17 protein-coding genes and 2 riboswitches are annotated in these 18,556 nt (G+C 69.7%); of the genes, 4 read left to right on the top strand and 13 right to left on the bottom strand.

Annotated features, from left to right (window positions below):
- Window positions 1–21: 21 nt before the first annotated feature.
- From ACZ45Z_RS13800 to ACZ45Z_RS13760, 9 genes are all read right to left on the bottom strand, one after another.
- Window positions 22–1,431, bottom strand: coding sequence for a M1 family metallopeptidase (locus ACZ45Z_RS13800; protein WP_468361183.1), 1,410 nt, complete (start codon window positions 1,429–1,431; stop codon window positions 22–24).
- Between the two features lie 98 nt (window positions 1,432–1,529).
- Complete coding sequence (locus ACZ45Z_RS13795; RefSeq protein ID WP_468361180.1) at window positions 1,530–2,612, bottom strand: ABC transporter ATP-binding protein; 1,083 nt, start codon at window positions 2,610–2,612, stop codon at window positions 1,530–1,532.
- Window positions 2,609–3,694 carry an ABC transporter ATP-binding protein gene (locus ACZ45Z_RS13790; protein WP_468361177.1) on the bottom strand — a complete coding sequence of 362 codons (1,086 nt, stop codon included), beginning with the start codon at window positions 3,692–3,694 and terminating at the stop codon, window positions 2,609–2,611. Before ACZ45Z_RS13790 ends, ACZ45Z_RS13795 begins: the two co-directional genes overlap by 4 nt.
- A complete protein-coding gene (locus ACZ45Z_RS13785; RefSeq protein ID WP_468361174.1) occupies window positions 3,691–4,701 on the bottom strand; it encodes an ABC transporter permease in 1,011 nt (336 codons plus the stop codon). The genes ACZ45Z_RS13790 and ACZ45Z_RS13785 overlap by 4 nt, the downstream gene beginning before the upstream one ends.
- 78 nt (window positions 4,702–4,779) lie before the next feature.
- Window positions 4,780–6,531: an ABC transporter substrate-binding protein gene (locus tag ACZ45Z_RS13780; protein WP_468361171.1), complete on the bottom strand. Its 1,752-nt coding sequence runs from the start codon at window positions 6,529–6,531 to the stop codon at window positions 4,780–4,782.
- 175 nt (window positions 6,532–6,706) lie between these two features.
- A complete protein-coding gene (locus ACZ45Z_RS13775) occupies window positions 6,707–7,705 on the bottom strand; it encodes an ABC transporter permease (RefSeq protein ID WP_468361168.1) in 999 nt (332 codons plus the stop codon).
- 393 nt (window positions 7,706–8,098) lie between these two features.
- The gene (locus ACZ45Z_RS13770; RefSeq protein WP_468361165.1) at window positions 8,099–8,890 is read right to left on the bottom strand and encodes an enhanced serine sensitivity protein SseB C-terminal domain-containing protein; all 792 of its coding nucleotides are present in this window, start codon (window positions 8,888–8,890) and stop codon (window positions 8,099–8,101) included.
- A gap of 60 nt (window positions 8,891–8,950) precedes the next feature.
- Window positions 8,951–9,748: an enhanced serine sensitivity protein SseB gene (locus tag ACZ45Z_RS13765; protein WP_468361162.1), complete on the bottom strand. Its 798-nt coding sequence runs from the start codon at window positions 9,746–9,748 to the stop codon at window positions 8,951–8,953.
- Window positions 9,749–9,871: 123 nt separating this feature from the next.
- Complete coding sequence (locus ACZ45Z_RS13760) at window positions 9,872–10,576, bottom strand: AAA family ATPase (RefSeq protein WP_468361159.1); 705 nt, start codon at window positions 10,574–10,576, stop codon at window positions 9,872–9,874.
- Window positions 10,577–10,819: 243 nt separating this feature from the next.
- Window positions 10,820–10,915, top strand: a riboswitch (glycine riboswitch).
- Window positions 10,916–11,023: riboswitch (glycine riboswitch) on the top strand. It abuts the riboswitch before it with no gap.
- Window positions 11,024–11,058: 35 nt separating this feature from the next.
- On the opposite strand from ACZ45Z_RS13760, the gene gcvT reads away from it, so the two are divergent.
- The 4 genes from gcvT to ACZ45Z_RS13740 all read left to right on the top strand — a co-directional run bounded on the left by gcvT (window position 11,059) and on the right by ACZ45Z_RS13740 (window position 15,808).
- Window positions 11,059–12,189 (top strand): glycine cleavage system aminomethyltransferase GcvT, encoded by a 1,131-nt coding sequence (gcvT, locus tag ACZ45Z_RS13755; RefSeq protein ID WP_468361156.1) that lies wholly within the window; start codon window positions 11,059–11,061, stop codon window positions 12,187–12,189.
- 109 nt (window positions 12,190–12,298) lie between these two features.
- Window positions 12,299–12,676 (top strand): glycine cleavage system protein GcvH, encoded by a 378-nt coding sequence (gene gcvH / locus ACZ45Z_RS13750; RefSeq protein WP_468361153.1) that lies wholly within the window; start codon window positions 12,299–12,301, stop codon window positions 12,674–12,676.
- A 74-nt stretch (window positions 12,677–12,750) separates the two neighbouring features.
- Window positions 12,751–14,010 carry a serine hydroxymethyltransferase gene (gene glyA, locus ACZ45Z_RS13745; RefSeq protein WP_468361150.1) on the top strand — a complete coding sequence of 420 codons (1,260 nt, stop codon included), beginning with the start codon at window positions 12,751–12,753 and terminating at the stop codon, window positions 14,008–14,010.
- A gap of 415 nt (window positions 14,011–14,425) precedes the next feature.
- The gene (locus ACZ45Z_RS13740) at window positions 14,426–15,808 is read left to right on the top strand and encodes an L-serine ammonia-lyase (RefSeq protein WP_468361147.1); all 1,383 of its coding nucleotides are present in this window, start codon (window positions 14,426–14,428) and stop codon (window positions 15,806–15,808) included.
- A gap of 835 nt (window positions 15,809–16,643) precedes the next feature.
- Here ACZ45Z_RS13740 and ACZ45Z_RS13735 read toward each other — a convergent pair.
- From ACZ45Z_RS13735 to ACZ45Z_RS13720, 4 genes are all read right to left on the bottom strand, one after another.
- Window positions 16,644–17,273 carry a hypothetical protein gene (locus tag ACZ45Z_RS13735; protein WP_468361143.1) on the bottom strand — a complete coding sequence of 210 codons (630 nt, stop codon included), beginning with the start codon at window positions 17,271–17,273 and terminating at the stop codon, window positions 16,644–16,646.
- Window positions 17,270–17,566: a hypothetical protein gene (locus tag ACZ45Z_RS13730; protein WP_468361140.1), complete on the bottom strand. Its 297-nt coding sequence runs from the start codon at window positions 17,564–17,566 to the stop codon at window positions 17,270–17,272. Before ACZ45Z_RS13730 ends, ACZ45Z_RS13735 begins: the two co-directional genes overlap by 4 nt.
- Window positions 17,567–17,924: 358 nt before the next feature.
- On the bottom strand, window positions 17,925–17,987 hold the full coding sequence (locus tag ACZ45Z_RS13725; RefSeq protein WP_468361629.1) for a hypothetical protein: 63 nt from the start codon (window positions 17,985–17,987) through the stop codon (window positions 17,925–17,927).
- Between the two features lie 293 nt (window positions 17,988–18,280).
- On the bottom strand, window positions 18,281–18,547 hold the full coding sequence (locus tag ACZ45Z_RS13720; RefSeq protein WP_468361137.1) for an acyl carrier protein: 267 nt from the start codon (window positions 18,545–18,547) through the stop codon (window positions 18,281–18,283).
- Window positions 18,548–18,556: the final 9 nt, after the last annotated feature.

The raw sequence follows: 18,556 nt of genomic DNA, 5'->3' as shown, positions 1-18,556 counted from the left end.
CGGCCGCCGGCGGGGTCGGCGCTACTTCGCCGGCAGCGCCGGCTTGGTGTCGGTGTTCAGCCAGGTGTCGAAGAGATCGTCCAACTGCTGCCCGGAGATCTTCTCGGCGAGCGCGACGAACTGCGCGGTCTCCGCGGTGCCGTAGCGGTGCTGCGAGGTCCAGGCCGGCAGCAGTTGGAAGAACGCCTTGTCGCCGATCCGCTCGCGCAGCACCTGGAGAGTCATCGCACCCCGCTGGTAGACGGCGGAGGAGAACATCGTGTCGCGCTGCGGGTCGCCGATCCTGACCTTCCAGAAGTCGGAGACGCCCGGGCGGGCGATGTAGCTCGCGAGGAAGGAGTCGTGCGCGCTGCGCTCGCCCTTGTGCTCGCTCCACAGCCACTGCGCGTAGGTGGCGAAGCCCTCGTTGAGCCAGATGTTCTTCCACCGCTTGACCGAGACCGAGTCACCGAACCACTGGTGGGCCAGCTCGTGGACGATGGTGCTCTCGTTGCGGACCGCGGAGTAGACCGGCTTGGACTGCACCTCCAGCGAGAAGCCCGCCTGCGGCATGTCGTCGACGATGGCGCCGGTCTCTTCGAACGGGTAGGGGCCGAAGACCTTCGACCAGTAGTCGGTGGCCTCGGCGGTGATGCCGTAGACGTCGACCTGGCCGGTGGGCAGGGTCGGGTCGGTGGCGACGTAGATGGGCGTGCCGCCGGGCGTGGTGCCGGTACGGACGTCGAACTTGCCGATGGTGGCGGTGGCCAGGTACGTCGCCATCGGGCGCCGCTCGCGCCAGTGGGCGTAGGAGCGGCCGTGCGCCTCGCCGGAGGCCACCAGCCGGCCGTTGGAGACGCCGGTCAGGCCCTTGGGGGCGTCGATGCGGATGTCGTAGGTCGCCTTGTCGCTGGGGTGGTCGCTGGAGGGGAACCACGTCGAGGCGGCGTTCGGCTCGCAGGCGACGAAGACGCCGTCCTTGGTCTTCATCCAGCCGTAGTCGGAGCCGAAGACGATCGGGCCGCTCAGCGCCTTGGGGACGCCGCCGTAGACGACGGTGGCGGTGAACTTGTGGCCGCGGCGCAGGCGGGAGCCGGGCGTGACGGTGATCTCGTCGCCGTCCCTGGTGAACCGCGCGGGCCGGCCGTTCACGCGTATCGAGTCGACCTTGAGCTGCTGGAGGTCGAGGTCGAAGGAGGAGAGGTTCTCGGTGGCCCTCGCGGTCAGCGTCGTCCGGCCGTCCAGGCGGCCGGAGCCGGGGTGGTAGCTGACGCCGAGGTCGTAGTGCAGGGCGTCGAAGCCGCCGTTGCCGAGCCGGGGGAAATACGTGTCGCCGACCCCGGGGGCGCCGGCGGAGGACCCGGGCCCGGCGGCGATGGTGGCGGCCGAGGCCACCGCCGTGGCCAGGGCGAGCCAGCGGGTGGTACGACGCCCGGAACGGGAGAGTGCCATGAGCCGTCCTTTCGAACACACGGATAAAATCGAACAACCGCGCTGACTCTGCACTCTCCCGCCCCGTCTCACCCGGGACTTTGCCAACTCGTCATGTGCTACGCGCCCGTTGGCTCCTCGCTCCCGCCGCCGGTCTCCCCGGGCGCGTTCTCCGGGTGGTGGCAGGCCACCTGATGGCCGGTCCTGAGCGCGACCAGCGGCGGCTCGGTGGTGGCGCACACGTCGGTCGCCTTCCAGCAGCGGGTGCGGAACCGGCAGCCGGAGGGCGGGTTGATCGGCGACGGCACATCGCCCGTGAGCAGGATCCTGTCGCGGTCGGTGCGCCGCTTGGGGTCGGGCACCGGCACCGCGGACAGCAGCGCCTTGGTGTACGGGTGCATCGGCGAGTCGTAGAGCGACCTGCGGTCGGCGAGCTCCACGATCTTGCCGAGGTACATGACGGCGATACGGTCCGACACATGCCGGATGACCGAGAGGTCGTGGGCGATGATGACGTACGTCAGGCCCAGCTCCTCCTGGAGGTCGTCCATGAGGTTGACGACCTGCGCCTGGATGGAGACGTCCAGCGCGGAGACCGGCTCGTCGGCGACCACCAGCTTCGGCTTGAGCGCCAGCGCCCGTGCGATGCCGATGCGCTGGCGCTGGCCGCCGGAGAACTCGTGCGGATAGCGGTTGTAGTGCTCCGGGCTCAGGCCCACCAGATCCAGCAGCCGCTGCACCTCCTTCTTCACCCCGCCCTCGGGCTCGACGCCCTGGAGGCGGAAGGGGGTGGAGACGATCCCGCCGATGGTGTGCCGCGGGTTCAGCGAACCGTACGGGTCCTGGAAGATCATCTGGACGTCGCGGCGCATCGGCCGCAGTCGGCCCGCCGACAGGTGGGTGATGTCCTTGCCCTCGAACTCGATGGAACCGCCGGTGGGTTCGTCGAGCCGGGTGATCAGCCGGCCCATCGTCGACTTGCCGCAGCCGGACTCGCCGACCACGCCGAGGGTCTCCCCCGGCAGGACGTCGAAGTCGATGCCGTCGACCGCCTGCACCGCCCCGACCTGCCGCTTGAGCAGGCCCTTGGTGATCGGGAAGTGCCGGACCAGACCGCGGACCCTCAGCAGCGGTTCCGCGTCTGGGGAGCTCTCCGCCTTCTGGAGCGGGATCTTCTTCTGGGCGTCAGTCGTCTCGGTCACAGCTTCGGCGCAATCTCTTGGGTCCAGATACGCTCGCGCTCCTCCGGCGACATGTGGCAGGCGGAGGAGTGCCCGCCCGCCACCTGGCGCAGCTCGGGGCGCACCGTGCGGGTGACGTCGTCCTTGGGCACGTCCGCGTACGGGCAGCGGGGGTTGAAGGCACAGCCGGACGGCACGTTGATCAGGCTGGGCGGCGAGCCCTTGACGGGGATCAGCCGGTCGGTCTGGTCGCGGTCGATGCGCGGCATGGAGCCGAGCAGGCCCCAGGTGTAGGGGTGCTGGGGGGCGGAGAAGACCTTCTCCGCCGGGCCGCGCTCCACACACCGGCCGCCGTACATCACCAGCAGGTCGTCGGCCAGTTCGGCGACCACGCCCAGGTCGTGGGTGATGATGACGACCGCCGAGCCGAACTCCTTCTGCAGATCGCGGATCAGGTCCAGGATCTGCGCCTGGACGGTGACGTCCAGCGCGGTGGTCGGCTCGTCCGCGATCAGCAGTTCGGGGTTGTTGACCAGCGCCATCGCGATCATCGCGCGCTGGCGCATGCCGCCGGAGAACTGGTGCGGATGGTCGTCGACCCGCTTGTCGGGCTGCGGGATGCCGACCCGGTCGAGCATCTCGATCGCCCGCTTGCGCGCGGTCTTCTTGTCGACGTCGTTGTGGACGCGGTACGCCTCCACGATCTGCTGGCCGACGGTGTAGAAGGGGTGCAGGGCGGAGAGCGGGTCCTGGAAGATCATCGCCATCTCGCGGCCGCGCAGCTTGCGGACCTCGTCCGGATCGGCGGACACCAGCTCCCTGCCGTCCAGCCAGATCTCGCCGGACATGCGGACGTTCGCGCGCTGGCGGCGCGAGGCGCGGTGCAGGCCCATGACGGCGAGCGAGGTCACGGACTTGCCGGAGCCGGATTCGCCGACGATGCCGAGCGTCTTGCCCTTCTCCAGGGTGAAGGAGAGGCCGTCGACGGACTTCACCAGGCCGTCGTCGGTGGGGAAGTGCACTTTGAGGTCGCGCACGTCGAGGAAGGCGGCGGGGCCGGCGTCGGCGGCCGGCTCGGTCTTGTCCTCGGAGGAGTCGGTCACGAGAGCCTCACCCGCGGGTCGACGGCGGCGTACAGAACGTCCACCACCAGGTTGCATATGACGATGAAGAACGCGGCGAGCAGGGTGACGCCGAGAATGTTCGGAAGGTCGTTGGCGTTGATCGCCTCGACGGCGAAGGCGCCGACTCCCTTGAGCGAGAAGACCTGTTCGGTGATCAGCGCACCGCCCAGCAGCAGGCCCAGGTCCATGCCGAAGACGGTGATGATCGGGGTGAGCGCGGCCCGCAGGCCGTGCCGTACGACGACCTCGCGCTCGCGCAGTCCCTTGGCGCGGGCGGTGCGGATGTAGTCCTCGCTCAGCGTCTCCAGCATGCCGGCCCGGGTGAGCCGGGCGTAGAGCGCGGAGTAGAGGAAGGCCAGCGTCACCCAGGGCAGGACCAGGGTCCGGGCCCAGAGGAAGGGATCCTCCAGCAGCGGCACGTAGTCGCTGCGTTCGAAGATCGGCCACTGGTAGGTGAACAGGGCCAGCGCCAGGGCGCCGGTGAAGAACATCGGGAGGGAGACACCGGCCAGGGCGACGCCCATGGCCAGCCGGTCGAAGAGGGAGCCGGGGCGCAGCGCGGAGAGCACACCGGTGGCGACACCGGAGACGACCCACAACACGGCGGCACCGGCGGCCAGCGACAGCGTCACCGGGAGCCGGGACTGGATCTCCGGCCACACCTCGATGTGCGTCTTGAAGGAGTAACCGAAGCACGGCACATGGCACTTGGCCGCTTCCGGACCGAATGAGTAGTCGACGCCGACGAAAATGCCCTTGAGGAAATCCCAGTACTGCTCGTACACGGGCTTGTCCAGGCCGAGGTTCTTCTTGACCGCGGCGATGTCCGCGGGCGTGGGGGCCTTTCCGATGTACTGCTGGGCAAGCTGGTCGGTGGTCTGCCCGGCGAGCTTCGGCAGCAGGAAGAAGATGCCGAAGGTGACCGCGCTGACGATCAGCAGCAGGAGCACTGCGCTGATCAACCTGCGGATGATGTACGAGAACACGGGGATGCGGCCTCGGCGCCGCGGGCCGGTGGCTACCGGCCCGCGGACACCAATGCCTTCACCTGCCTTCCAGGGCTGCTACTTCTTGACGCCGATGTTGAGGTAGTCGTACTGACCGCTGAAGGCCGAGGTGGACACCAGGTTGGTGGCCTTGGGCGAGCGGTACATCAGGACCTTGAAGTAGGTGAGCGGGACGATCACGGCCTGCTCCATCGTCTTCTTGTCGATCTCGGCGTACGCCTTCTCGCGCGCGGCCTTGTCGGTGTTGGCGATGGCGGTGTCGAGCAGTTGGTTGATCTCCGGGTCGTCCAGCTCCGACAGGTTGGTGTTACCGGACTGGCTGATCGCCTTGCCGTTGAGGATCTGCTGGAGGTAGCCGTAGCCGGTGGGGAAGTCCGAGCCCCACTGCATCATCATCAGGCCGACGTTGTTCTTCTTGTTGAACTTCGGGACGCCCGCGTAGTCCGAGAAGTACTTGCTCGACGGGTAGCTCTGGATCTTGGCGTTGACGCCGATCTTCTTCAGCGAGTCGACGACCGTGGTGGCGGCGTCCACCTCGTCCTGGCGGTCGTTGCGCGCCAGGATGGTGGTGTCGGTCTTGCCCGCGCCGCACTTGTCCCAGTGCTTCTTGGCCTCGCTCAGGTCCAGCTTGTCGCCCTGGTACTTCTGCGGGTACAGGTCGTACTTCTGGTAGCCGTCGATGTCGGTGGGCAGGACCGTGGAGGCCACGTCACCGCGTATCGGGCCGCCGAGCGAGGTCTGCACGGCCTTCTTGTCGATGGCGTACTGGACGGCCTTGCGGCACTCGGGGTTGTCGAACGGCTTGATCTTGGTGTTGATCGCCGTGTAGATCAGGCGCTGACCGAGGGTGTTGTCGGTGTTGGCCTTCGCCTTGGAGTCGGTCAGCAACTGGGCCTGCGTCTGGCCGTCCACACCGCGCCCGGCCAGGTCCACCATGGTGTTGCCGGACTGGAGGTCCTTGTCGATGGTGGACTGGGCCACCTTCAGCTTCAGGACGATCTTGTCGGGCAGTTGCTTGCGCAGCGGGTCGTTCTTGGCCGACCAGTTCTCGTTGCGCACGAGGGTGAGCTGCTTGCCCTCCTCGTAGCTCTCGAACTTGTAGGAACCGGAGGAGACGACGGACTTGGTGTAGTCCGCGCCCTTGTCCTTCGCCTGCGGTACGGGCGCGGTCTGCGGGGCGCTCACCAGGTAGTCGAACTCGGCGAACGGCTTCTTGAGGTGGAAGACGACCGTCCGCTCGTCCGGGGTCTCGATGGACTTCAGGCCGTCCTTGCTCTTGTCCTTGTAGGGACCCTTGTAGCCGCCGTCGTTGTCCTTGAGGAACTGCTGGAAGTAGTTCGGGCCCAGCGAGAGGGTGTCGCGCGCGAAGTTGCTGCGCTCGACGGCGTACTTCACGTCCTGGGACGTGATGGCCGAGCCGTCCTCGTACTTCAGGCCCTCGCGCAGCTTGTACGTCCAGGTCTTGCCGCCGTCGCTGGGCTTGCCCATCGACTCGGCGAGGTCGGGGACCAGCTCGTTGCCCTTCGGGCCGGGGCCCGGCTTGAAGGTGGTGAGCGGGCGCGCGTAGAGCCGGCTGAAGTTGTAGACGAAGGCGTAGTACGTGTTGCCCGGGTCGAACGATTCGGGGGCGTCGCTCAGCGCGTAGCTGAGGGTGCCGCCCTTCTCGTCCGAGGCGTTCACGACACCCTTCGTCGCCGCGTTCGCCCCGGCCGATTCGCCACCGGAATCCTTACCTCCGCTACAGCCGGACAGCACGAGTCCCGCGCTGGTGAGGGCCGCGATTGCCGCGACCGGAACTGACCTTCGCATGGTGGTGGGGTCCCCTTCGGTTGGTCGGGAAAGCTCTGGAATCTGACGAGAGACGGAGCCCTTGATCGAGGCTGTGAGGCTGCGGGGTGTCGAGACGGTGGGGGCTGTCGAGACGGTGAGCTGGTGGGAACTCTTGGGACGGTGCGGAGTTCTGAGGTCGGCGGGCCCGGCGGCGTCAGCGGCTGCGCGGGTCCAGGGCGTCCCTCAGGCCGTCGCCGAGCAGGTTGAACGCCAGCACGGTGACGAAGATCGCGAGGCCGGGGACGACCATGTACTGGGGGTCGACCTCGTAGTACTTGACCGCCTGGTTGAGCATGCCGCCCCAGGACGCCTGGGGTGGCTGGATGCCGACGCCCAGGAAGCTCAGCGCCGCCTCGAAGAGGATGTTGGAGGGGATCAGCAGCGTCGAGTAGACGATGATCGGACCCACCAGGTTGGGCAGCAGCTCGCGGAAGAGGATGAACGGCCCGCGCGCACCCATGCCGCGGGCGGCGTCCACGAACTCCCGCTCGCGCAGCGACAGGGTCTGCGCCCGCACGATCCGGCCCATGTACGGCCAGTTGAAGAACCCGATCACGAAGATCAGGACGGAGATGTGCAGCGGCAGCCCCTCCAGCCCGAACGCGCCGCCCTGGAGGGAGGCGGAGATCGCGATGGCGAACAGCAGCAGCGGGAAGGCCAGGAAGACGTCCATCATCCGGCTGATGACCGCGTCCACCCGCCCGCGGTAGAAGCCGGCGACGACACCGAACACGGTGCCGATGGCCACCGACAGCAGGGTCGCGCCGAAGGCCACGATCAGCGACACCCAGGACCCCTCCAGGATCCGGGCGAGCAGGTCGCGGCCGAACTTGGGGTCGACGCCCAGCGGGTGGTCCGCGCTCATGCCGCCCAGGTCGCCCTTGGGCAGCGTCGTGTTGGGATCGATCAGCGACTGGTTGGGGCTGTTGGGGTCCAGGCCGAGCAGGGACTGGATCGGGCGGGAGAGCGCGGCGAGGGCGATCAGCAGGACGACGACGAGGGCGCCGGCCACCGCGACCTTGTCGCGCCGAAAACGCAACAGGGCGATCTGGCCGAGCGAGCGTCCCTCGATCCGCTTGCTCTCCACGCCTTTCAGCACCGCTTCCGGCTGCGCCTCGGCAGCCGCCCCGGTGGTCTCGATCGGTGCGGTCACGGTGCCCTTGACCCCTCTCGGCCGACGGTGGCCGGCCCATGCCCGCCGCTGTAGCGGCCTGATTCACATCACTGGTGCACGCATCGGCGGGGCCTCACGCTCGTTCCCGTTGGGGAGAGTTCGGAGGTTCGCGCGGACGCCGGTCTGAACGACGCTCGTACAAAGAGCCGGAGCTCTCTGCAGCCGGAGTCTTCATCCGATTCGCGATCACTCACCAGCCCCAGAGGTGAATGGATGCGTAACTGTGATGTGGTCAGCGGGCTTCCGTTATACGGACAGCGGTGGCGCCTGAGCGGAGCGCGCCAGGGTGCAAAAGGGACTCAACCGGCGGCCACAAGAGGCGAATTCAGGCCAAGAACGGCGCGTTAGGGTCTCGTCCGGTGGCGGCCGTGGTCAGTACGGACGCGGGTATCCGTAACCGTAGGAGGGCGCGGCGGCGGGCGCCTGGCCGTAGCCGTCGCGGTCGAAGAAGGGGCGGGCCGAGGCGCGCATCCACATCCCGACGGGGTCGTACTCGTCGTTCATCGCGACGGTCGAGACCGGCAGCCCGTCCGGCACCGCGCCGATCGACTGCTGGATCATCAACCGGGCGGATTCCACCGCGAGTTGGCCGGTGTCGTACAGATCCAGGCCGATCGCCAGATAAGGGGCGCCCAGGGCGGGCTGCACCCAGGCCCGGCGCAGCGAGCGGACCGCGGGCGTGCGGTGGGCGTTCTGCGCCAGGAGGGCGTAGAACTGCGGGATCTCGATGACCGGTTCGCTGATCCGCAGCGGCCCGGCGGGCAGGCGGTCCAGGCCGCCCGCGATACGGCGCAGGTCCAGCCACGGGATGCCGACACCGCCGCCGGGAGCGTGCGGATTCAGCCACAGGCCCCAGCGGTCGGGGAAGAGGGCGGCGGCGATCTCGGGGCCGGTGACGAGTTCGTGGTCGCGGTTCCAGCCGGAGGCGGCGAGTTCGGGGGCCGAGGTCACACACGGGGCGTAGCCGAGGCCGTCGACCTCCATGTTTCCGTACTGCGCGTCGGGCATACCGGCCCGGCCGTGCCAGAGCAGCATCCAGACCTGACCCGCGGCGAGCGCGTGCAGCAGTGCCTCATAGGTGTCGTAGCGACCGGGCGAGACCTGCCGCAGCATCTGCTCGACCTGTCCGGCCGCCGCCGCTCCCTGATGCGCACCCGCGCTCACGTGGTCCGTCCCTTCTGTCAGCAGGGCACGTGGGGTGCGCCCGCCCGTCATCCAACCAGCTTACGAGGGGTCGCGAGAGTAGAAGGGCCGCACGCGCTCCAGCAGCCAGTCGGCGACCGGGTCGCCCTGGGCGAGGTCCAGCATGACCAGTTGTACGGGCCAGGGCACCGGAACGGCGCCGAGCGCACGTCCCAGGGCCGTCAGGGCCGCCTCGCGGGCGGTGCCGTCCTGGAGCGCGGCGGGCGTCGTGGCGACCTGAACTCCGACGAACAGCGCGGGCGTGTCGCCCTCGACACTGGCCAGGGCACGCCGGGCAGTCAGGACAAATCCGGCACCGGAGAACTCCAGTCCGGCCGCGGCCAGGAAGTCCACCGGCTCGTCCTGCCAGTCGGGCTCGAACAACCGCACCCGGCCGCCGCTCGCCGGGCCGTCCGCCTCGCCGCGCCCCACCCGGCACAGTTCCGCCACCGCCGCCGGGGGCAGCGGGACACCGATCGTGCCCTCGGGATTGACCGCGATGCCGATCCGCGGCGGCAGGCCGCGGGCGAACTCCCGAGCGGGTGCGACCGTGAAGGACAGGTGCGAGCCGACGACCCGCGCGAACTCCTGCTCGGAGCTGAAGACCGGGACGTAGACCTCCCCGCCGATCTCGACGGTGGGCAGGTCCAGGCCGCCGGCGCCCGGCCCCGCGCTCTGGGGGCCGCCGCCGTTGGGCAGGGGCACCCACACCAGGCTGCGGCCCAGGACCTCGACGATCCGGCCACCGGCGCCGGGGTGGCCGACGGCGGCGGCCAGCACCTCTTCGAGCTCGTTCGCAGGCCACGCCAACTGCGGTATCCCCATGTCAGGAATGCTCATGTCCACCCACCCGTTCCGAACCGCGCTATCTGGCCAAAGACCCTAGCGGCACCGGAGGCGGCGGTCGAAGGCGGCGGCGGGTGGCGGTCGGGAGCGGCCGGCCGGCGGGCCCGGCCCGGCCCGTCAGCCGAAGGCGACCGCCTCCAGCGCGCTCGCCGCCGGCCGGTCCAGCAGCGTCACGGACGCGAACCCGGCCGGCAGCCCGGCGCTCTCCGCGCCGCCGACCAGCCGGCCCACCGCCCGGCGGTGCCGCGCGAAGGCGTACCCCGACACCCCGCGTCCTCGGGACGCCTGCCCCGACAGCGCCACCGCGGGCGGCACGTCGAGCAGCACCAGATGCAGGCCGCGGCCGCCGCGCCGGGCCGACCGGGCGAGCCAGCGGCGCACCCACGCGAGCGTCCCGCAGTCGTGCACCACCACGCTCTCCCCCGACCGCAGGGCGCGGCGCAGGCCGAGGTAGTGGGCGGCGCGGACCAGCGGGCGGTAGAGGCCGTAGGGCAGGCGGCGCAGGCGGCCGCTCTCGAAGCGGGCGCGGACGTCCTGCGAATCGATGCGGTGCACCGCCGCGCCCCGCCCGTCCAGCGGCGGCACGACGCGGTGCATCAGGGTGCTCTTGCCGCTGCCCGGCAGGCCGGAGACGACCACCAGGTCGCCGGCCGGAAAGCACATGGTGGCCGCGGGGCGGCCGGTGCCCGCTCCCCTGAGGTCCAGGACCTCGGCGCCGCGTCCCGGGCGGACTACGGCCGGTGACGGGCGGCGGCGCCCGGGCACCGCGGCGGTGTGCCCCGCCCGGGCGGTGTGCGGGGGCGTGGCTCCCGCGGTGGTCACGCCTGCGGCTTCGCTGTGCACCGTGATCGACCTCCCGGTCCTGTGCTGGGTCCGGCTCGCGACCGTCCCCTCCCCGCAGAGTGTCAAGGAAAGGTAATGGCCATCAAGGCGATTGCCCGATCCGTCCGGCCCGTGAACGGGTGGGCGCCCGGGACTGCTGCATCCGGCGACGTCGTGCAATGATGTCGGCGCCACGTGCACACTCGCGCTCAGCCGTGCACAGCCAACTCCATACCGGCCGCTTGAATCCGCGCGGGAGAGTCCCCGGCCGCCACGGCGGGGCGCCGAAGGAGCAAGTCCTCCCTTGAATCTCTCAGGCCCCTATACCGCGCGGGCGAGGCAGATCTGAAAAGCGAGCCGCAGCGGTGCGGTTCCACCCAAGGTGCAAACCGGCCCGTTCGCGGGATCCCGGTGAACCTCTCAGGTTCCGATGACAGATGGGGAGACTTCGTCTTGTCACCCATGTCTGGGAGCCCGGAACCATGACTGATGCCCCCCGCCGTACCGCACTGGATGCCACGCACCGTGCGCTCGGCGCGACCATGACCGACTTCGCCGGCTGGGACATGCCGCTGCGCTACGCCAGCGAGCGCGACGAACATGTCGCCGTCCGCACCCGCGCCGGCCTGTTCGACCTCTCCCACATGGGCGAGATCACCGTCACCGGCCCGCAGGCCGGCGACCTCCTCGACCACGCCCTGGTGGGCAACATCGGCGGCGTCAAGACCGGCCGCGCCCGCTACACCATGATCTGCGACGCCGCCGGCGGCATCCTGGACGACCTGATCGTCTACCGCCTCGAAGAGGCCGAGTACATGGTCGTCGCCAACGCCTCCAACGCCCAGGTGGTGCTGGACGCGCTGACCGAGCGGGCGGCCGGCTTCGACGCCGAGGTCCGCGACGACCGGGACGCCTACGCGCTGATCGCGGTCCAGGGGCCGCAGTCGCCGGGCATCCTCAAGGCGGTGACCGACGCCGACCTGGACGGCCTGAAGTACTACGCGGGCCTGCCCGGCACCGTCGCCGGCGTGCCCGCGCTGATCGCCCGTACGGGATACACCGGCGAGGACGGCTTCGAGCTGTTCGTCCGGCCCGCGGACGCGGTCGCCCTGTGGGAGGCGCTGACCGAGGCCGGCCGGGACGCCGGGCTCGTGCCCTGTGGCCTGTCCTGCCGCGACACGCTGCGCCTGGAGGCGGGCATGCCGCTGTACGGGCACGAGCTGACGACGGCGACCACGCCGTTCGACGCGGGCCTGGGCCGGGTCGTGAAGTTCGACAAGACCTCCAACGGCGGTGACTTCGTGGGCCGCGCCGCGCTGGAGGCGGCCGCCGCGCGCGCCGAGGCCAGCCCGCCGCGCAAGCTCGTCGGCCTGATCGCCCAGGGCCGCCGCGTCCCGCGCGCCGGCTACCCGGTCGTCGCGGCCGCCGACGGCACGGTCATCGGCGAGGTCACCTCCGGCGCGCCCTCCCCCACCCTGGGCAAGCCGCTCGCCATCGCCTATGTCGACGCGGCGTACGCCACCCCGGGCACCGAGGGTGTCGCGGTGGACATCCGTGGAAGCCATGAGCCGTACGAGGTCGTCGCGCTGCCCTTCTACAAGCGGCAGAAGTAGCACCCGTACCGCACCGCGCACCGCGGTCGTGCCACCGGCGCGCCCGGCGCGTCTCACTGTGCAAGACCCCGTTTCACGATCACACCCTCGCGTACAGGAGAATCGAGCCATGAGCAACCCCCAGCAGCTCCGCTACAGCAAGGAGCACGAGTGGCTGTCGGACGCCGAGAACGGCGTCTCGACGGTCGGCATCACCGAGCACGCGGCCAACGCGCTCGGCGACGTCGTCTACGTGCAGCTTCCTGAGGTCGGCACCACGGTCACGGCGGGCGAGACCTGCGGTGAACTGGAGTCGACCAAGTCGGTCAGCGATCTCTACTCACCGGTCGACGGCGAGATCACGGAGATCAACGAAGACGTCGTCAGCGACCCCTCGCTGGTGAACTCCGCCCCGTTCGAGGGTGGTTGGCTGTTCAAGGTGAAGAGCTCCGGCGAGCCGGGCGACCTGCTCTCGGCCGACGAGTACACCGCCTTCTCCGGCGGCTGAGCCTCCCGGCCCTCCTCACCGCCACCGCCCACGCGGAAGCGCTTCGCGCCGCCTGACCCCTCCAGGAAGACCTCATGTCGCTCCTCAACAGCTCCCTCCATGAGCTCGACCCCGACGTCGCCGCCGCCGTCGACGCCGAACTCCACCGCCAGCAGTCCACCCTCGAAATGATCGCGTCGGAGAACTTCGCTCCCGTCGCCGTCATGGAGGCCCAGGGCTCGGTCCTCACCAACAAGTACGCCGAGGGCTACCCCGGCCGCCGCTACTACGGCGGCTGCGAGCACGTCGACGTCGTCGAGCAGATCGCCATCGACCGGATCAAGGCGCTCTTCGGTGCCGAGGCCGCCAACGTGCAGCCGCACTCCGGCGCGCAGGCCAACGCCGCCGCCATGTTCGCCCTCATCAAGCCGGGCGACACCATCCTGGGCCTGAACCTCGCCCACGGCGGGCACCTCACGCACGGCATGAAGATCAACTTCTCCGGCAAGCTCTACAACGTCGTGCCTTACCACGTCGACGACAAGACCAACCTGGTCGACATGGAAGAGGTCGAGCGCCTCGCCAAGGAGCACCGCCCCAAGCTGATCGTCGCCGGCTGGTCCGCCTACCCGCGCCAGCTCGACTTCGCCGCGTTCCGCCGCATCGCCGACGAGGTCGGCGCGTACCTCATGGTCGACATGGCGCACTTCGCCGGCCTGGTCGCCGCCGGACTGCACCCCAACCCGGTGCCGCACGCCCACGTCGTCACCACCACCACCCACAAGACCCTCGGTGGCCCGCGCGGCGGCGTGATCCTGTCCACGCAGGAGCTCGCCAAGAAGATCAACTCCGCGGTCTTCCCCGGTCAGCAGGGCGGTCCGCTGGAGCACGTCATCGCCGCGAAGGCCGTCTCCTTCAAGGTCGCCGCGTCCGAGGAGTTCAAGGAGCGCCAGCAGCGCACCCTGGACGGCGCCCGCATCCTCGCCGAGCGCCTCGTCCAGCCGGACGTCACCGAGGTCGGCGTCTCGGTCCTGTCCGGCGGCACCGACGTCCACCTCGTACTGGTCGACCTGCGCGACTCCGAGCTGGACGGCCAGCAGGCCGAGGACCGCCTCCACGAGGTGGGCATCACGGTCAACCGCAACGCCATCCCCAACGACCCCCGTCCCCCGATGGTCACCTCCGGCCTGCGCATCGGCACGCCGGCGCTGGCCACCCGCGGTTTCCAGGCCGACGACTTCCGTGAGGTCGCCGACATCATCGCCGAGGCCCTCAAGCCGTCGTACGACACCGAGGCCCTCAAGGCCCGCGTCACCGCGCTCGCCGACAAGCACCCCCTCTACCCGTCGCTGTGACGCCTCCGCGTCACCGTGGTGGCGCCCACGTCGCCGAGGCGGTGCGGGCGTCGCCGTGACGCCTCGCGTCCGGTGCGGCGCGGCCGGTGACACCCGGCCGCCTGTGACGCGATTCACCAGGTGCGGACGGTCCGGTCCCCGGCACACGACCGGCGGACCGGGCCGCGCGGGAACGCACCGGTGGCCCGGGGCCTTGTCCCGGGCCACCGGCCCCCGTCAGCGCCTCCCCTCCCCCACCGCTGTCTTCCGCCGTTCCGCCCGGCGCCGCCCGCCCGACGCTTCCCGTCCGGCGGCACCGCGCCGCGTCCGCGTTACGCTCGACAGCCGGTGCGGAAACGTACCTCCTGCCCCATTGCCGCACCTCCTGCCCCATTGCTCCACCGTCCACCACGAGCAGACAAGGGAGTCCGCCACCGTGGCCATCTCCGTCTTCGACCTCTTCTCCATCGGCATCGGCCCCTCCAGTTCCCACACCGTGGGCCCGATGCGCGCCGCCCGGATGTTCGCCGGACGCCTCAAGAAGGACGGACTCCTGGCCCAGACGGTCTCCGTACGCGCCGAACTCTTCGGCTCCCTGGGCGCCACCGGCCACGGCCACGGCACCCCCAAGGCCGTCCTGCTCGGCCTTGAGGGCCACTCCCCCCGGACCGTCGACGTCGAGACCGCGGACGCGGAGGTCGAGCGGATCCGCGCCACCAAGCGGCTGCGGCTGATGGGGGCCGAGATAGGCGACGCCCACGAGATCGACTTCGACGAGTCGACCGAGCTGATCCTGCACCGGCGGCGCTCCCTGCCGTACCACGCCAACGGCATGACTCTCTTCGCCTACGACAGCACCGGCGCGCCGCTGCTGGAGAAGACGTACTACTCGGTCGGCGGCGGTTTCGTCGTCGACGAGGACGCCGTCGGCGAGGACCGCATCAAGCTGGACGACACCCCCCTGACCCACCCCTTCCGCACCGGCGACGAGCTCCTGCGCCTCTCCCAGGAGACCGGCCTGTCCATCGCCGGCCTGATGCTGGAGAACGAGAAGGCGTGGCGCACCGAGGACGAGATCCGCGCCGGCCTCCTGGAGATCTGGCGGGTCATGCAGGCGTGCGTCACCCGCGGCATGTCCCGCGAGGGCATCCTGCCCGGCGGCCTGAAGGTCCGCCGCCGCGCCGCCAACTCCGCGCGCCAGCTCCGCTCGGACGGCGACCCGCTGGCCCACGCCATGGAGTGGGTCACCCTCTACGCGATGGCCGTCAACGAGGAGAACGCCGCCGGCGGCCGGGTCGTGACCGCCCCCACCAACGGCGCGGCCGGCATCATCCCCGCGGTCCTGCACTACTACATCAACTTCGTGCCCGGCGCCGACGAGGAGGGCGTCGTCCGCTTCCTCCTGGCCGCCGGCGCGATCGGCATGCTCTTCAAGGAGAACGCCTCGATCTCCGGCGCCGAGGTCGGCTGCCAGGGCGAGGTCGGCTCCGCCTGCTCGATGGCCGCCGGCGGCCTCGCCGAGGTCCTGGGCGGCAGCCCCGAACAGGTCGAGAACGCCGCCGAGATCGGCATGGAGCACAACCTCGGCCTCACCTGCGACCCCGTCGGCGGCCTCGTGCAGATCCCCTGCATCGAGCGCAACGGCATGGCCGCCGTCAAGGCCATCACCGCCGCCCGCATGGCCCTGCGCGGCGACGGCCGCCACCACGTCTCCCTCGACAAGGTCATCAAGACCATGAAGGAAACCGGCGCCGACATGAGCGTCAAGTACAAGGAGACGGCGCGGGGCGGGCTCGCGGTGAACATCATCGAGTGCTGAGGTGGTAGGCCCTGACCAGCGCGTTCGCTTCTTTCAGCGCTGTCAGGGCCTTCCCTGCTTACCCGGCGGAAAGTCCCCGAAAAGCCCCGGGACATCCCACGGGATGGGCGCCTGGCCTGGGGGCTCGTGGCACCCTCGGTCACTGTTCCGATCCGCCCTGACCGTCAGCCGCTGCCAGGATGTATCAAATCGATCCTCCAAGATCGCTGGAGGACTGTCATTCGATACCTGAGTGCTGCGGAAAACTCGCGCTTGGAGCAGCGGCTGGCCGACCTCTCCCCCACGTTCGCGACGGCGCAGGCGCGTCAAGCCCTGCTCCCCCCCCCCGCGGATCTGGCGTACTCGGCCACGGAAGGGGAGACAGACGAACTGTCCCGTGGGGTGTACCGGCGGGGCAGACGCCCCAGAGACGGCGCACGCAGATCTGCTGGCCGTATGCGCACAGGCCCCTCGCGCCGTCGTGTGCGGTGAGTCCGCCCCTCACCACGGCACTGACCACCACCGCCACACACCGCGGCATCACCCCTGAAACCTCTCAGCGCCACCATCACCGACCTCGGCCCGCGTCGCCAGACCTCCTACGCCGCCGGGCGCCGCCGACAAGGCCCCGCCCCAACCAGCTACCCCGAACGCTTCACCGACGTCGTCCGGTAGGTCACCGCCTTCGCAGACGCGCTTCTCAACGGCGACGCCGTCACCCTCACATGGAATGCAGCGGCCCTCACATACTCATGAACCAGACCTGGTCGACCGACCAAGTCTTCGGGATTCGCACCCGAGACCTACGCATTACGAGACCGTGAGCGTTCGTGCTGCTGAGTGACGTTCTGCCTGATCAGAACATTTGCGGCTGGTTGGCCGGTGCTGCCTTGTAATTGCGTCGTCCAAACGCGTCCGGCCACCGGCTGGCCGCCGGGCTAGGAGTAACTGGTGAAAGACGACCGGGATGCCGAGGGTTGAGGTGGTGGCCTTGGTGTGGAAGGACGAGGCCAGGGCGCCCCGCGGCCCGCAGCAGGTTGTGGACTGTCGCCCACAGGATCAGCCACGCGGCATTCGCGTTGAACTTTCCGGAAGGCAGGTGGGCCAGGGGCCCGGCTCTGCCGTCGGCGATGACCTGCTCGATGACCGCGTGGTGGCGGTGCTGCCGCTCGGCCTGGAGGGTCTCGAAAGGGCTGTTGGTGAAGAACGGGTGGTGGCGCCAGGCCGGGAACAACTCGCCCTGTTCGCTGACTGTGGCGGGTTTGGCCAGGCCCCGGACCCGCCGCACGATCAGGAGGGCGGTGACCTGCTCGGCCTTCTTGCGGCCGGTGAAGGCGGTGCAGGCAGGTATCTCGGCGACCTCGGCGTCCGAGATCAGCTCGCCGGTGTCGGGATCGACAACCGCCCTCGGGTAGCGGATCGGTGTCCACGCGCCCTCCGGTATGGCGGCGATGGCCCGCTTGATCGAGGGGTTCATCCCCGTCATGTGGAGAAGTGGGTGCTGGCCCGACGGCAGGCGGCTACCACGTCGGCGTTGTAGAACTGGCTGTCCGCACGCAGGACACGGATGCCGGTGCAGCCGGCTTCGGCCGCGGTGGTCAGGGCCTCGGTCATGAACCGTTCGGCGCCGCGGGAGTCGGCCGACTTGCCCTGACGCAGCCGGACCGCGGCGATGACTGGCTGGGCGGTCGGGGTACAGATCGTGGCCAGCAGCGGGTGCAGGGTGCGGAAGCCTTTGAACCGGCCGACCTGGGCGCCCTGCTTGGCGGGACCGAACACGCGCCGCTCCATGCCGCAGCGCGTCATCGATGCTGTCGGCCCCGGCGCACATCGCCGCGACCAGCGGCATCACCTTCGCTGCCGCGTTCGCACCGCCACCGTTGTCCGCACTGTTGATGCGTACGGTCTCGCGGACCAGTTCCGACAGCCGCCCCGCTCGGCCAAGCGCATCACCGGGCCAGGCCGGCGTCCGCGACCAGGTTGGAATCATCAAAGGCTGCGGACACCGCACGTGGCGGCATGGAAGAACGCATCCCCGAGATGCACCTCCGGACTCGTCGAGTAGAAGCCTAGAGAACTCCTATTCTCACAAGTCAGAGCGCATCTCCACTTTCACATCCGGACACTGGACCAACCGTCACCCGGTGGATCGAGGCTTAGCTTCCGTCATCGCCTCCTCTCCCCATGGCCACCAATCCACCGGATTGGAGGCGTGCTGAGTAGGTAGGACGACTGCTCGCTAGCCAGTCGATTCATACCGGCATCGTCGCACGGCCGGGGCCAGTGCGGGTCGCTTCTTCCTCCACGTCGGCCGGGTCCGGTGAAGCGTGGCGCCCCCCACCCCTCGTCAGGGAGCTAGCATCGGGCCTTGTCAGCCCAACGGCCTCAGCCGGCCGGAGGCCCGCGGAGTACATGCTGGCGAACATGGTGATGAATCTGGACCGGTTCGACCGCTCTCGAGGCCGGTGTCCCGGCCGGCCGGGACACCGGCCGTCAGACGGTCTCGGTCAGGATACGGTTGACCACGGTGGTGAGCTCGGCCGGGGTCACGGCACCGGCGAACTCCTCCTCGTCGATGGCCACGCCGAACTCCCGCTCCAGCCTGCTCAATGTCTCCAGCATGGCCAGGGAGTCGTAGCCAAGCGAGGCGAACTCGACGTCCTCGGGGCGGCGGTCGGTCTCCATCGCGTCACCGTCACCGGCGCACTCGCGCATGATCTCCATGAGCCTGTCGGTCGTCAGCCGGTCCATGATCTCCATGTCTCCTGT

The organism is Streptomyces sp. NPDC031210 (genome assembly GCF_055570395.1).
The sequence above is the reverse complement of the archived record's forward strand: the minus strand, read 5'-3'. Positions and strand labels throughout refer to the sequence as shown.

Bases quoted from the DNA above. Each gene is read 5' to 3' on its own strand.
- ACZ45Z_RS13800 (WP_468361183.1), bottom strand. From the start codon at position 1,431: ATGGCACTCTCCCGTTCCGGGCGTCGTACCACCCGCTGGCTCGCCCTG.
- ACZ45Z_RS13780 (WP_468361171.1), bottom strand. From the start codon at position 6,531: ATGCGAAGGTCAGTTCCGGTCGCGGCAATCGCGGCCCTCACCAGCGCG.
- gcvH (WP_468361153.1), top strand. From the start codon at position 12,299: ATGAGCAACCCCCAGCAGCTCCGCTACAGCAAGGAGCACGAGTGGCTG.
- ACZ45Z_RS13735 (WP_468361143.1), bottom strand. From the start codon at position 17,273: ATGACGGGGATGAACCCCTCGATCAAGCGGGCCATCGCCGCCATACCG.
- ACZ45Z_RS13765 (WP_468361162.1), bottom strand. From the start codon at position 9,748: ATGAGCATTCCTGACATGGGGATACCGCAGTTGGCGTGGCCTGCGAAC.
- gcvT (WP_468361156.1), top strand. From the start codon at position 11,059: ATGACTGATGCCCCCCGCCGTACCGCACTGGATGCCACGCACCGTGCG.
- ACZ45Z_RS13720 (WP_468361137.1), bottom strand. From the start codon at position 18,547: ATGGAGATCATGGACCGGCTGACGACCGACAGGCTCATGGAGATCATG.
- glyA (WP_468361150.1), top strand. From the start codon at position 12,751: ATGTCGCTCCTCAACAGCTCCCTCCATGAGCTCGACCCCGACGTCGCC.